General features: G+C 60.0%; 10 protein-coding genes. 5 read left to right on the plus strand and 5 right to left on the minus strand.

Annotated elements, in window-relative coordinates:
- The first annotated feature begins 167 nt into the window (after positions 1 to 167).
- The 4 genes from ACZZZ4_RS13545 to ACZZZ4_RS13560 all read left to right on the plus strand — a co-directional run bounded on the left by ACZZZ4_RS13545 (position 168) and on the right by ACZZZ4_RS13560 (position 5,165).
- Positions 168 to 1,667, plus strand: coding sequence for an efflux transporter outer membrane subunit (locus ACZZZ4_RS13545; RefSeq protein ID WP_463548018.1), 1,500 nt, complete (start codon positions 168 to 170; stop codon positions 1,665 to 1,667).
- A 238-nt stretch (positions 1,668 to 1,905) separates the two neighbouring features.
- A complete protein-coding gene (locus ACZZZ4_RS13550) occupies positions 1,906 to 4,098 on the plus strand; it encodes an FUSC family protein (protein WP_463548019.1) in 2,193 nt (730 codons plus the stop codon).
- The gene (locus ACZZZ4_RS13555) at positions 4,088 to 4,288 is read left to right on the plus strand and encodes a DUF1656 domain-containing protein (protein ID WP_039759248.1); all 201 of its coding nucleotides are present in this window, start codon (positions 4,088 to 4,090) and stop codon (positions 4,286 to 4,288) included. Before ACZZZ4_RS13550 ends, ACZZZ4_RS13555 begins: the two co-directional genes overlap by 11 nt.
- A gap of 10 nt (positions 4,289 to 4,298) precedes the next feature.
- On the plus strand, positions 4,299 to 5,165 hold the full coding sequence (locus tag ACZZZ4_RS13560) for an efflux RND transporter periplasmic adaptor subunit (protein WP_415763594.1): 867 nt from the start codon (positions 4,299 to 4,301) through the stop codon (positions 5,163 to 5,165).
- Between the two features lie 235 nt (positions 5,166 to 5,400).
- Here the strand turns inward: ACZZZ4_RS13560 and ACZZZ4_RS13565 are convergent, their stop codons facing one another.
- The 3 genes from ACZZZ4_RS13565 to ACZZZ4_RS13575 form a co-directional block, all read right to left on the minus strand.
- Positions 5,401 to 6,678 carry a hypothetical protein gene (locus ACZZZ4_RS13565; protein WP_463548020.1) on the minus strand — a complete coding sequence of 426 codons (1,278 nt, stop codon included), beginning with the start codon at positions 6,676 to 6,678 and terminating at the stop codon, positions 5,401 to 5,403.
- 211 nt (positions 6,679 to 6,889) lie between these two features.
- Positions 6,890 to 7,714, minus strand: a complete 825-nt coding sequence (locus ACZZZ4_RS13570; RefSeq protein WP_463548021.1) for an SDR family oxidoreductase — start codon at positions 7,712 to 7,714, stop codon at positions 6,890 to 6,892.
- Between the two features lie 35 nt (positions 7,715 to 7,749).
- Positions 7,750 to 8,214: a multidrug transporter gene (locus ACZZZ4_RS13575; RefSeq protein WP_463548022.1), complete on the minus strand. Its 465-nt coding sequence runs from the start codon at positions 8,212 to 8,214 to the stop codon at positions 7,750 to 7,752.
- Positions 8,215 to 8,383: 169 nt separating this feature from the next.
- Here ACZZZ4_RS13575 and ACZZZ4_RS13580 point away from each other — a divergent pair, with 169 nt between their 5' ends.
- Positions 8,384 to 11,122: an RHS repeat domain-containing protein gene (locus ACZZZ4_RS13580; RefSeq protein ID WP_463548023.1), complete on the plus strand. Its 2,739-nt coding sequence runs from the start codon at positions 8,384 to 8,386 to the stop codon at positions 11,120 to 11,122.
- 79 nt (positions 11,123 to 11,201) lie between these two features.
- Here the strand turns inward: ACZZZ4_RS13580 and ACZZZ4_RS13585 are convergent, their stop codons facing one another.
- Together ACZZZ4_RS13585 and ACZZZ4_RS13590 are read right to left on the minus strand one after the other, a co-directional pair.
- The gene (locus ACZZZ4_RS13585) at positions 11,202 to 12,653 is read right to left on the minus strand and encodes a mannose-1-phosphate guanylyltransferase/mannose-6-phosphate isomerase (protein ID WP_039759241.1); all 1,452 of its coding nucleotides are present in this window, start codon (positions 12,651 to 12,653) and stop codon (positions 11,202 to 11,204) included.
- A gap of 102 nt (positions 12,654 to 12,755) precedes the next feature.
- The gene (locus tag ACZZZ4_RS13590; RefSeq protein WP_016771605.1) at positions 12,756 to 13,412 is read right to left on the minus strand and encodes an alginate O-acetyltransferase AlgF; all 657 of its coding nucleotides are present in this window, start codon (positions 13,410 to 13,412) and stop codon (positions 12,756 to 12,758) included.
- Between the last annotated feature and the right edge of the window lie 8 nt (positions 13,413 to 13,420).

Here is a 13,420-nt window from a genome sequence, read left to right on the forward strand (position 1 = left end):
GCTTATCGCCGCAGAGGCAGCTCCATAGAATTGCGTCGATCCTGTGCCGGCGCTGCCGAAGGCTGCGGTCTTTGATTTTGTTTTAAGGGAAGCAAGATCAAAAAATCGCAGCCTGCGGCAGCTCCTACACGGTCCTCGATCTATCCCTCTCTCAGGAATTCGCAGCTGTGCCGCGTCGCATCAACAGAGCGCTTTTGCCGCTCAGTGTTCTGGCTTTAACCCTGGCTCTCGGCGGCTGCATCTCAACCCAAGGCATTGCCCCTCACGGCGAGACGCTCGCGGCTGATTCACTGGCCACCGACGCGGCCATTGCCGAGGCTGCCAAAGATGCCCACTGGCCCAGCGCCCAATGGTGGCAGGCGTTTGGTGACGCGCAACTTAATCGCTGGATCGACCTCGCCGTGCAAGGCAGCCCGAGCATGGCCATGGCCGCTGCGCGGGTGCGTCAGGCCAAGGCCATGGCCGGTGTTGCCGAAGCGGCCGAGGCGTTGCAGATCAATGGCGAGTCGACCCTCAAGCGCCACAACTGGCCGACCGATCAGTTCTACGGCCCCGGCGATCTGGCCAACACCACCACGTGGGACAACAACGCCGCGCTCGGCTTCAGCTACGCCCTCGATCTCTGGGGCCGCGAGCGCAATGCCAGTGAGCGGGCGGTTGATCTGGCGCATGTGAGCGTGGCCGAGGCGCGACTGGCACAGCTGGAACTGCAGAACAACATCGTCCGCGCCTACATCGAACTGTCGCTGCATTACGCCCAGCGCGACATCGTCGCGGCGACGCTCCAGCAGCAACAGCAGATTCTCGATCTGGCGCAGAAGCGCTTGAACGGCGGGATCGGCACGCACTTCGAAGTCAGCCAGGCCGAAACGCCACTGCCGGAGACCCATCGCCAACTCGATGCGCTGGACGAGGAAATCGCCCTGAGCCGCAACCAGATCGCCGCGCTCGCCGGCAAAGGTCCGGGGGCGGGCGCGCAGTTGCAGCGCCCGACATTGTCCCTCGGTGCTGCGCTGAAACTGCCATCGGCATTGCCCGCCGACTTGCTCGGCCAGCGGCCCGATGTGGTCGCCAGTCGCTGGCAAGTGGCGGCGCAGGCGCGTGGCATCGATGCAGCCCATGGCGGCTTTTATCCTAATGTTGATCTGGTCGGCAGCCTCGGCTATATGGCCACTGGCGGCGGGGCGCTGGAGTTTCTGACCGGCAAGAAACTCAACTACAACGTTGGCCCGGCGATCTCGTTGCCGATCTTCGACGGCGGTCGACTGCGTGGCGAATTGGGCGAAGCGGCAGCCGGTTATGACATCGCTGTGGCGCACTACAACCAGACCCTGATCAACGCGCTGAAGAACATTTCCGATCAGTTGATCCGCCGCGAGTCGATGGACAAGCAGCAGGACTTCGCCGCCGAGTCCGTGGCCGCAGCGCAGAAGACTTACGACATCGCGATGATCGCCTACCAACGTGGCCTCACCGATTACCTCAATGTGCTCAATGCGCAGACCTTGCTGTTCAAACAGCAGCAAGTGCAGCAGCAGGTCCAGGCGGCGCGGTTGAGTGCGCATGCCGAGCTGGTGACTGCCTTGGGGGGCGGCCTCGGTGCCGGTAATGACGTGCCGACAGCCGAGCAGACCCAAGCCCCGAAAACCCCGGCGCTGCTGCGTTGAACTCTAAATCTCTACTGGGAATTTCCTCCTTTGGAGTTGACCCCAAACCCTGTGGCGAGGGGATTTATCCCCGTTCGGCGGCGCAGCCGTCGCAAAGCCAGTGCACGCGGTGTGACTGTGGGAATCGGGTCGTAGTTTTTGGGGCCGCTTCGCAGCCCAACGGGGATAAATCCCCTCACCACAGGTTTTGCAGTGACCACAGAAAACTCTTCAGTTCTCGAACATTGAGCAGGATTTAATGACTCCCTTGCCCGCACCGTTGCGCTGGCTCCACTCCCTGGAATGGCGTCGCGGTTTTTTCGACTGGGCACGCAGCGATGGCGTGACCTGGGTGTATATCTTCAAGGTGTTGCTCGCCGCGTTTCTCACCCTGTGGCTGGCGATGCGTCTGGAACTTCCGCAACCGCGTACGGCGATGATCACGGTGTTTATCGTCATGCAGCCGCAAAGCGGTCAGGTGTTCGCCAAGAGTTTCTATCGCTTGCTCGGCACGCTGGCCGGGTCGGCGATGATGGTCACGCTGATCGCTTTGTTCGCACAAAACACCGAATTGTTTCTCGGCTCGCTGGCGATCTGGGTCGGCATCTGCTCGGCCGGTGCCGCACGTTGCCGCAATTTTCGCGCGTATGGATTTGTGCTCGCCGGTTACACCGCAGCGATGGTCGGTCTGCCGGCGCTGGCGCACCCGGACGGCGCCTTTATGGCGGCGGTGTGGCGGGTGTTGGAGATTTCGCTGGGGATTCTCTGTTCGACGCTGATCAGCGCGGCGATTCTGCCGCAGACCGCCAGTGCGGCGATGCGCAACGCCTTGTATCAGCGCTTCGGCGTGTTCGCCCTGTTCGTCACCGACGGCTTGCGCGGGCGCAGCAAAGCCGAGGCGTTCGAAGCCAGCAACGTGCGCTTCATTGCCGAAGCCGTCGGCCTGGAAGGCTTGCGCAGCGTGACCGTGTTCGAAGACCCGCACATGCGCCGGCGCAACGGTCGGCTGAGTCGTTTGAACAGCGAGTTCATGGGCATCACCACGCGCTTCAATGCCTTGCATCAGTTGCTTGAGCGCCTGCGCGGCAATGGCGAAGAGCACGTCGTGGCAGCGATCAAACCGGGTCTGCAGGACCTCGCCGAAGTGCTCGACGGCTTCAGCGGGCGTGCTCTGACCAGCCCTGATGCAGCCCGTTTGGCGACCGCGTTGGCCACCTACAAGGAAGGTCTGCCGGCACGTGTCCGAACGCTGCGCGGGATCTTTCAGGACACTGCTCCGAGCGAAGCCGAACAACTGGATTTCCACACCGCCTACGAATTGCTCTACCGCTTCGTCGATGACCTGCACAGCTATGCGCAGACCCATGCGTCCCTGGCCGAGCACCGCCACGAACGCGAGCGCTGGGACGAGCCCTTCACTCCGCAAACCAACTGGTGGGCGGCAGCCGCGTCGGGGATTCGTGCCTCGTTCATCCTGATCGTGTTGGGCAGTTATTGGGTCGCCACTGCATGGCCGAGCGGGGCGACCATGACCCTGATTGCCGCCGCCACCGTCGGCCTGTCCGCTGCCACACCGAACCCCAAACGCATGGCCTTTCAAATGGCCTGCGGGACTTTTCTCGGCGCGCTGATCGGCTTCGTCGAGATGTTTTTCATCTTCCCGTGGATCGACGGTTTCCCCTTGCTCTGCGTGATGCTCGCGCCGGTGATCGTGCTCGGTTCGTTCCTCGCCTCGCGGCCGCAATACGCCGGTGTCGGCCTCGGTTTGTTGATCTTTTTCAGCACCGGTTCAGTGCCGGACAACCTGACCATCTACAACCCCTACACCTTCATCAACGACTACATCGCCATGGTCATGGGCATGCTGGTGTGTGCGGCGGCGGGGGCGATCATTCTGCCGCCGAACAGTCGCTGGCTGTGGCAGCGCCTGGAGCAGGATCTGCGCGGGCAAGTGGTCTATGCGATCAGCGGCAAACTCAAGGGCCTGGCCTCGCGTTTCGAGAGCCGCACCCGCGATCTGCTGCATCAGGCCTATGGCCTCGCTGCAGGGCAGCCGAAGGTACAAAAGAGTCTGTTGCGCTGGATGTTCGTGGTGCTCGAAGTCGGCCACGCGATCATCGAGTTGCGCAAGGAACAGGCGATCCTGCCGGTGCACCCGGCGTATGCCGAATCGCAGCCGTGGCGCCAGGCACTTCGGGTGATGGGGCGTGCGCTGGTGCGCCTGTTCCTGCAACCGAACGCGAGCAATCTGCAGCGCGCACTGGTCGCTGTCGACCATGCGATCAGCCGCGTCGCCGCCACCGATGAACCGTTCGCGCCACACTTCGATACCTCCGCGTTGCGCCGGGTGAAGAGCTATCTGCACTTCATCCGCACTTCACTGCTCGATCCGCAATCACCGCTCGCCGAATTCGCTCCCGCCCGGCCCGAAGGACTCGCTCATGCCTCGTGAAATCGCTTTCCACGGCGTGTACATGCCGACGATGACCCTGATGTTTTTCATTGCTGCGGGATTGGCCTGGGCGCTGGACCGCTTCCTCTCGGGGTTCGATCTGTACCGTTTTTTCTGGCACCCGGCGCTGCTGCGTCTGAGCCTGTTTACCTGTCTGTTCGGTGCCATGGCGCTGACCGTCTACCGTTGAGAACATCTTGATGAAAAAGTTTTTCAGCCTGCTCGCGACCCTGCTGGTGCTGGCCCTGGCGCTGTGGATCGGCCGCACGTTGTGGGAGCACTACATGAACACGCCGTGGACCCGCGATGGCCGCGTGCGCGCCGACATCATCAACGTCGCCGCCGACGTCACCGGGGAAGTGGTCGAAGTGCCGGTGCGCGACAATCAGTTGGTGAAGAAGGGTGATCTGCTGATGCGCATCGACCCCGAGCACTACCGCATCGCGGTCAAGCAGGCGCAGTCACTCGTGGCTTCGCGCAAGTCGACCTGGGAGATGCGCAAGGTCAACGCCCACCGCCGCGCCGACCTCGACAATCTGGTGATCTCCAAGGAAAACCGCGACGACGCCAGTAACATCGCCGACGCCGCGCTGGCCGATTACCAACACGCCCAGGCGCAGCTGGAAGCCGCCGAACTCAACCTCAAACGCACTGAAGTGCGCGCTGCGGTGGATGGCTACGTGACCAACCTCAACGTGCATCGCGGTGATTACGCACGCATCGGCGAGGCGAAGATGGCCGTGGTCGACATGAACTCGTTCTGGGTCTACGGCTTCTTCGAAGAGACCAAACTGCCCCATGTGAAGGTCGGCGATAAAGCCGACATGCAGTTGATGAGCGGCGAAGTGCTCAAGGGCCATGTCGAAAGTATTTCGCGCGGCATCTACGACCGCGACAACCCGGAAAGCCGCGAGCTGATTGCCGATGTGAACCCGACGTTCAACTGGGTGCGGTTGGCTCAGCGCGTGCCCGTAAGGATTCGCATTGATGAGGTGCCGGCGGGGGTGTTGCTGGCGGCGGGGATTACTTGCACGGTGGTGGTGAAGCAGGACCTGGCAGACAATTGATCGATCAGGTCGCCCCTGAACCGGGCGACGCGGTGATGCTTCCAGCTACTGGGAAATGTTGTAGCGATACAGACAACCCAGAGGATTTTTCTGGATTGATGTTCAGGACAACAATCAGTTTGTCTCGATACTGCTGAAAATGAAACTTCGAGAGCGTCTACAAATTCACTTAGACATCAACAGAGTGCCTGAGGCCGTTCTGTTGGTGACGTGGCTTCTTGTATGACTTAGTGAGTCAGGCTCGATAATGACGAAATAAAATTCCTCGGGGGCCGCCTACTCCAGGCGCGGTAAAATTACACAGTAATCGGTCGGATGAATAGCGCAGGAGTGCGCTAGCCCGTCCTGACGAGGGCTCCTGTACAACGCCTTCGTTGCCAAAAGCTGTATTAAGTTTGCCGTCAAGTTTGAATAAGGCGAGTGTAAAAAGTTGCTCCCCTCCTGCTACATAAATGTCATCCCCTAGGGTGACGACGGCATCCCAGCCCAAAGTGTGGTCTGGGCTAACTGCACACTCAAGCGCCTCCCCATTATGGAATGCCATATCGTTCTCACCTCGTTGGTCAAAACCAACTAGTAATCCGAGAGCCTCAGAACCGCCCAGATTACCAGTGCTACCTGCTGCCAGGAATTTACCGGTGCTGCGCTCAGTGACGGCATTTAGTTCGATTCCACGGCGTTCATCAGTGAATAGCCGGAAGCCAGGGATAGCCGGGTCTTTTCCAAAAAGCGGGTTGAACGAGCCGGTGGGATTCAACATGACTAGTAACCCGATGTTGAACGTTGATGTTTTTGGGCGCGCGTAGCCTGATACGAGAATATTGCCATTATCGAGAATACACACATCCGTCAAGTCTATGGCTGCATCATCAGGTAATTTTATATCAACGATTCCGTTGGAGCCAAAGGATTTATCAGGTTCGCCACTGGCATCAAACTTCATCAGGTAACCTGTACGGATTCGAGAGGGGCCGGTTGCCCCTGAAGTTCCGATAAGCACACTGCCGTCTTTCAGTGTTCGGATGAAATGATACTTTGCGAAGAAAACGCGATCGTTGATTATGTTTTCTACGATGATCTGCCCGTTAGTTCCAAAATCCTTGTTTCGCTTACCCTTCTCGTCGATGCACAAGATCGCAATTTGGGCATCTAGAGAGCTTGGTGATTTTGACGATCCGAACATATAAATGCGCTCATCCTTCAGCGCAAAGCTGCCACCGTAAGCAGGTAAGTCTGGAGCAAAGAGTTCTGTGAGGAAACCTTCTTCGCCAAAGCTTTTATCAACATTTCCGGAAGAGTCCAGTTTTGCGATGGAGAAGTGATGAGTGTCAGTGAGTACCACCGAGGATGAAACCAACATACTTTCATCGGGAAGTATCAAGGTTCCTGAGACCCAAAGGTCTGGAAAAATATGAGCTGTAAATACGTCTTTGGCGTACAGTCGGCCATTTTTTCTCGGACCCCAACTTTCATCAGGGTTACCCGGTGCATTCTTCCGTTTTTCATTGTCCATTGTCTATCACCTTTATCCGCTGATTGCCGGACTCTAACCGGGAATAGCCGCAGGAAAGCCCGACTAAACTCCTACATAGACGACTTTATGCCGATTAGAGCGTGGCCGTAACTGTCAGCTTTGACAGTTGACAGAAGTGAGTGGCGGGTCTCGCAGGGCTCGGCATAACCGAGAGTTACGGACTGGCTCGGGACGTTAGATGGATGCGAATCTAAAGCTGCCCATGCAACCCAAACCGCTTCATCAACGTCGATTCCAGCAATCCCTTCGGCAGCAACGTCGCCAACAACGGCAACGCCCGGCTGCCGTTACCGATGCGGATCAACCGTGGCGGCTTGCTCTGCTGCACAGCCTTAAGCAATTCAGCGGCAAACTCACTGGCCGGCGTCGGCTTGTCCTGCGATGCCTTGGCCCGCGCCCGAATGCCTTCACGCAATGGAAACCACGGCGATTGCTCGTTGATCAACTGCTCGGCTTCATGCCCGGCGTTTTTCGCGAAGCTTGATTCGATCGCGCCGGGCTGAACCTCCATCACGCGGATGCCGAACGGTGCCAGTTCCATGCGCAAGGCATCGCTCAAGGCATGTACCGCCGCTTTCGACGCGCAGTAGGCGCCGGCAAACGGCGTGACCAAAACACCCGACACACTGCCGATATTCACCACCAGCCCCTTGGCCTGACGCAGCAGCGGAAACAACGCGCGGGTGACGCCGACAATCGAAAATACGTTGGTTTCGAACTGCCGTTGCATGGCCGTCACGCCGCCGTCGAGCAGCGGCCCCATGGCGCCATAACCGGCATTGTTGATCAACACGTCGAGGCCGCCATGTTGCTGGCCCAGACGTTCGGCGAGTTGTTCCAGCGCGACGCCATCGTTGACGTCCAGCTGGATCGCGGTGAAACCGGCGGCGCTGAGCGCGCTGACGTCTTCAGCCCTGCGCGCACTGGCCCAGACTTCGTATCCGGCCGCTTTGAAAGCATCGGCGAGGGCGCGGCCGATGCCGCTGGAACAACCGGTGATCAACGCAACGGGCATGGCGCATTCCTTATGCAAAAAATCGGGGAAGGGGATCAGTCGGAGAAACTACCCTGCAAATGCTCGGCGCGAAACTCCAGCGTTTGCGGGCGATAGCCGGGGCGCAGCGGCGGCAGCGGCAGGCAGTCTTCCCAAGTCGCGCCGGCCTGCAGTTCGCCGGGGCCGCGATAGCGTGGGGCGGTGTATTGGTAGTCGGCCAGATTGACCGTATCGCCCGGCGCGTATGCGGCGATGCGCCAGCGCAGTTCGGTCAGCGGCACATTGTTGCCGTTGTTCATTTTCAATTGCAGGGGTCGGTCGGCCGGACATTGTTCGGGGGCATAGGCAATGCGCAGTTCCAGGCGCGCCAGTTGCTTGATCTCGCGGTTGTCCAGCCACACCACCCACATCGCCACAAGGCCCAGGCCGATGGCTGCGGCCACCGACACCGGCAAGGCCTTGGCCGGATAGCGCAACAGCAGGATCAGCCAGGTGATGACCAGCAGGATGCCAATGAACATGCGCGAGTGCTCCATGGAGGATTGAAGTCCATCCTACCGAACGCCTCGCACGATGGGTATTGGTGAGAAGCGCCAGCCTACCGTCGGTCGGGACTGTAATTTCTGACAGTGGCTACGCGGGCTTGCGCTTGCTCAGATGGGCAGATGCTTACACGGACGTTGACTGACCATGGGTATCCACAGCAAAACGCCGACGCTTGCCGTGAACGATCCGCGCGGTCTGGCCGTCCTCACAGTCAATTACTGGCGCACCGATGCATCGTTGGCAAGCGAGCCCCGGATCGAGCGAACGCTGCGCGACGTTGCCGGGCGTGCGGTCAGACAATGGGATGCTCGACTCTGGGCGCTGCAAGCGATTGATCCGCAAACGCCTGCCACTCTGTCATCGGTGTACTCCCTGGACGACAGCGTGCTGCGCTCGGACAGCACTGATGCAGGCATTCAGGTCCGGTTGCCGGGTTTGGCGGGTGAGACGCTGTTCAGTTGGGACAGCCGTGGCGCACGTCGCGAGGACCAGTACGATAACTTGCTGCGCCCGGTTGCCGTGTTCGAACAGGGCGATGGCCTGCCCCGGCGGTGCACCGAGCGTTTTGCCTATGGCGTCCCCGGGGCGGGCGACGCGTGGCGCAATCAGCTCGGTCAATTGATCCGACATGACGATCCGGCCGGCAGCGTGCTGTTTGAGCAATTCGCAATCACTGGCCAGTGCAGCGAAAGCATTCGCCAATTCACGCTTGAGTCAGCGGCCCCGGATTGGCCGCAGGGCTTGGGTGATCGGCAGAAACTGCTCGAATCCGCAGCCGGGGCAACCACGCAGTGGCGCTATGGCCCGCTCGGAACCGTGCTCGAACAGTTCGATGCTGCTGGCAACCGGCAGGTGTTCGCACTGACACTCGACGGGCGGTTAGGCGGGGTGGGTCTGAGGCTGAGGTTTCAGACCCAGGACTATCCCGTCGTCAGCGATATTCGCTACAACGCCGACGGCCTGGTCACTCGGGAACTGGCCGGCAACGGCGTTTCGACCACGCTGAGCTACCGTCCCGAGGACGGCCGTCTGCTCACCCGCCATGCTCAGGATCAATACGGCAAAGTCTGGCAACGCCTACTGTATGCCTATGACGCGATGGGCAATGTACTGAGCATCGAAGACCAGGCATTGCCCGTGCGCTGGTTCGCCAACCAGCGCATCGAGCCAGTCAGTCGCTACCGCTATGACAGTCTTTACCAACTGATCCATGCGACTGGCTGGGAGGCTGGCGCCGCTGGTGGCGGGCCGATCGCTGTCGGTAACTACAGCCAAAGCTATCGCTATGACGCCGGGGGCAATTTGCTTGAGCTGACTCACACTGGCCAACAGAGTCCAGGTCATCAACTGCAGGCCGCGCGCCACAGTAATCGTTGCCTGCCGTGGCGCGACGGTAAGCCGCCCTCTGAGGCAGAGATCGCTGAAGCTTTCGATCCGCGGGGTAATCTGTTGTTGCTGGATCAAGGACGCCCGTTGCAGTGGAATCTGCGTAATCAGCTGGACTCGGTCGTGGTCGTGCAACGCGAATCAGGCGCCGATGATCGCGAAAGCTATCTCTACGACGGCGGCGGTCAACGTGTCCGTAAAACGAGCTCAGCCCAGACCAACGCGCGCAATCTGTTCGCCGATATACGCTATCTGCCCGCGCTGGAGTTGCGCATGGACACCGGCACTGCGCGGAGCTTGCAGGTGGTCAGCGTGCAGACCGGACTCAACAGCGTTCGCGTTCTGCACTGGGAAAGCCCGCCACCGACGGGCACCAACGATATCTACCGATACAGTTTCAGTGATCATCTGGGGTCGCTCAGTCTTGAGATGGACGCAGATGCGCGACTGATCAGCCGTGAATATTTCTATCCGTTCGGTGCGACGGCGTGGGCCGATGAGCCCGACGTCAGTTACAAGACCGCGCGCTATTCGGGAAAGGAACGTGATGCCACGGGGCTTTACTCCTTTGGATTTCGCTATTACGTGCCGTGGCTGCAACGCTGGTTGAATACCGATCCTGGCGGGGCGATCGACGGCCATAATCGCTATCGCGCGATGCGCAATAACCCAATGACTTACACGGACAGCGACGGGCGCAAGCCCGACAAGCATGCTCCCGATCGGGTGTACCACGATCTTGCCGACAAGAAACTGGTCAATCCCGTGCAAGCCGCCGGCATGCAGCCCGTGCGCCGTTACTTCGAGAATGACCCCAATCCCGACGTTCAGGCCTACCGCCGCGAAATACCGGTAGCGCTGGCAGAGCTGGGAGCCCGGGACAACTCCGTGCTCAACACCCATCAGGCACATGTCATTGCCGCCGCCCGGACGCACACCGCACCCCCGTCGGGGGCCGTGCTGTACCACTCCGGTGAATTCGTTTCTTCGACAATGAATCGGGTGTTGGGGGAGGAGACCACCAGCCGGATCATGGGACCCATGTCCGTTGCGTTCAACAGCCCTGTTGAAGAACCGCAAGTACTTGCAGCCAGGCGCGGTGCTGTGGCCAAAAGCTTCCAGATCGGCGGAAATCTGCTGATGCACGCCGCCCACCCCGCCGTTCAGTTGGTTGGCTCTGTAAGTGTGGCAATGGGCAATGCCATGCAGGTTTCCGAGGCTCAGACGCGGATCCAGTACAAAATGCTCAGCACACCCGTCCCCGTACCTCCAGCCGTTTCCCCGAACAGCCCAGCGGTCGACTTGCGCTCCTTCAATCGATCGACCCCGCGCCGGTCATTGTTTCCGGAACCGACCGCAACCCGCACACCGTTGGCGCAGCAGCTGTTTGCCGCGGCGTTTACTCAAGATCCCGTGGCGGTGGCACAGGGGATGGAAGGCGAGTCGCTCGAGGAAGATCCAGCATTGGCGAGACGCCGTAATTCAGTTTTCGGCTAGGCGAAAAAAGCCCCCGCCCAGCCCGCTGCGGATAGGGAACGCAACGGGCTGGACGAGGGCTTCTCGTTTTAGCGAGCGATCACTGCGCGATGGTTTTCACCGACACGCCGCGTTCGATCGGGGTGGAGCGACCGTAGATATCTTCGAAACGCTCGATATCGTCTTCACCCAAGTACGAACCCGACTGCACTTCGATGATTTCCAGCGGGATCTTGCCCGGGTTGCGCAGGCGGTGCACCGAGGCGATCGGGATGTAGGTCGACTGGTTTTCGGTGAGCAGGAACACGTTCTCGTCGCAGGTCACTTCGGCGGTGCCGCTGACCACGATCCAGTGTTCGGCGCGGTGGTGGTGCATCTGCAGCGACAGGCACGCGCCCGGCTTGACCGAGATGTGCTTGACCTGGAAACGCCCGCCCATGTCCACCGAGTCGTACGAGCCCCACGGACGATAGACTTCGCAGTGATTCTGGGTTTCGCTGCGGCCCTGCTCGTTGAGCGTGTTGACCATCTGCTTGACGCCTTGGACCTTGTCCTTGTGGGCAATCATCATCGCGTCTTTGGTTTCGACCACAACGATGTTTTCCAGACCGATCACCGAGACCAGTTTGCCGTTGCCGTGGATCATGCAGTTCTTGCTGTCCTGAATCACCACGTCGCCTTTGCTGACGTTGCCGTTGGCGTCTTTCTCGTTGACTTCCCACAGCGACGACCAGCAGCCGACATCGCTCCAGCCGGCGGTCAGCGGCACCACGCAGGCGCGCTGGGTTTTTTCCATCACCGAGTAGTCGATGGAGTTGTCCGGGCAGCAGGCGAAGGTGGCTTCGTCGAAGGTGACGCTGTCGGCGTCCTGCTGGCTGCGCTCGAGGGTCAGCAGGCAGGTGTCGTAGATGTCCGGATCGTGCTTTTTCAGTTCTTCGAGGAAGCGGCTGGCGCGGAACAGGAACATGCCGCTGTTCCAGTAGTAACCGCCGGATTCGACATACTCGGTGGCGCGCTTGACGTCCGGTTTTTCGACGAAGTGCGAGACGCGGCTGACGCCTTCGGGCAGCAGCGAATCAGCGGTGGATTTGATGTAGCCATAACCGGTTTCCGGTTTGGTTGCCGGCACGCCGAACAGGACCATTTCACCGTTTTCCGCCGCGACGGTGGCCAGAGCCAAGGCGCGTTGCAGGGCTTTTTGGTCTTCCAGCACGTGGTCGGCCGGCAGCACCAGCATCAGTTCGTCGCGACCTTCATTGACCAGCATCATCGCGGTCAGCGCGACGGCCGGCGACGTGTTGCGGCCGAACGGTTCCATCAGGATGCGCTGGCATTCCAGATTGCGTGCGGCCAGTTGCTCGTTGACGATGAAGCGGTGTTCCTTGTTGCAGACCACGATCGGCGTGTCCATGCCTTCGAACACCAGGCGCTCGAGGGTTTGCTGGAACAGGGTGTGTTCGCCGGTCAGGGCGAGGAATTGCTTGGGGAATTGCTTACGCGAAAGAGGCCACAGACGCGAACCGCTACCACCTGACAAGATCACCGGAATCATAATGTTTACTCCATAAAATGCAGTTGAGAGCTGCAAGCTGCAAGTGGTGAGTTAGAAGCACTTCACTTGCAGCTTGAAGCTAGTAGCTGATAGCTCGAGCGATTAGCGAGTCGACACCGGGCGTTTCACCCAGACTGGCGACAGGTTGCTGCCGTTGCCGGTGACGTACAGCACCGCTGCCTCACCACGCTCCAGGGCGACCGGTTTCACGTCACCGACTTTCTTGTCGCCTTCGTACAGCGCCAGGCTGACTTTCACCGGGTTGATTTCACGTTCGCCACGGCCCTTGGCTGCCACGTTCGGCACCACCTCGGTCTTGCCATCGGCAGTCTTCAAGGTCAGTGGCTTGTCGCTGAGGTTCTGCACGCGAACCAGGGATTTCTGCTTGTTCTTGAACGGCGGCTCTTCGATCAGTTGTGGCGCGCCGGACGCGTTGTTGACCAGGGTGTAGTAGTGGTCACCGGCGAGTTTTACCGGCAGGGTCTGGCTGCCGACCTTGGCGCTGTAGTCGCCGCCCGGCATGAAGCTGAAATCGCTGCTGGCCAGTGGCGCGATGTCGCTCAGGTTGGTGCTGCCGACAGTCGCGCTGACTTCAGCGTTGCTGGCGTTGTAGACACGCACGAAGGTCGAGCCTTTCGGTGCGGTCGGGCCGTACAGCGCGGCGTCGCCGCCGGCGAAGGCCGGGACGGAAAGTACGCTGAGGCCAGCAACCAGTGCGAAGCTTTTAGCGAGACGACGAGGAGTTGTAGTGAAAGTCATGGTGTACC

The sequence above is a fragment of the Pseudomonas sp. AC252 genome (assembly GCF_979258105.1).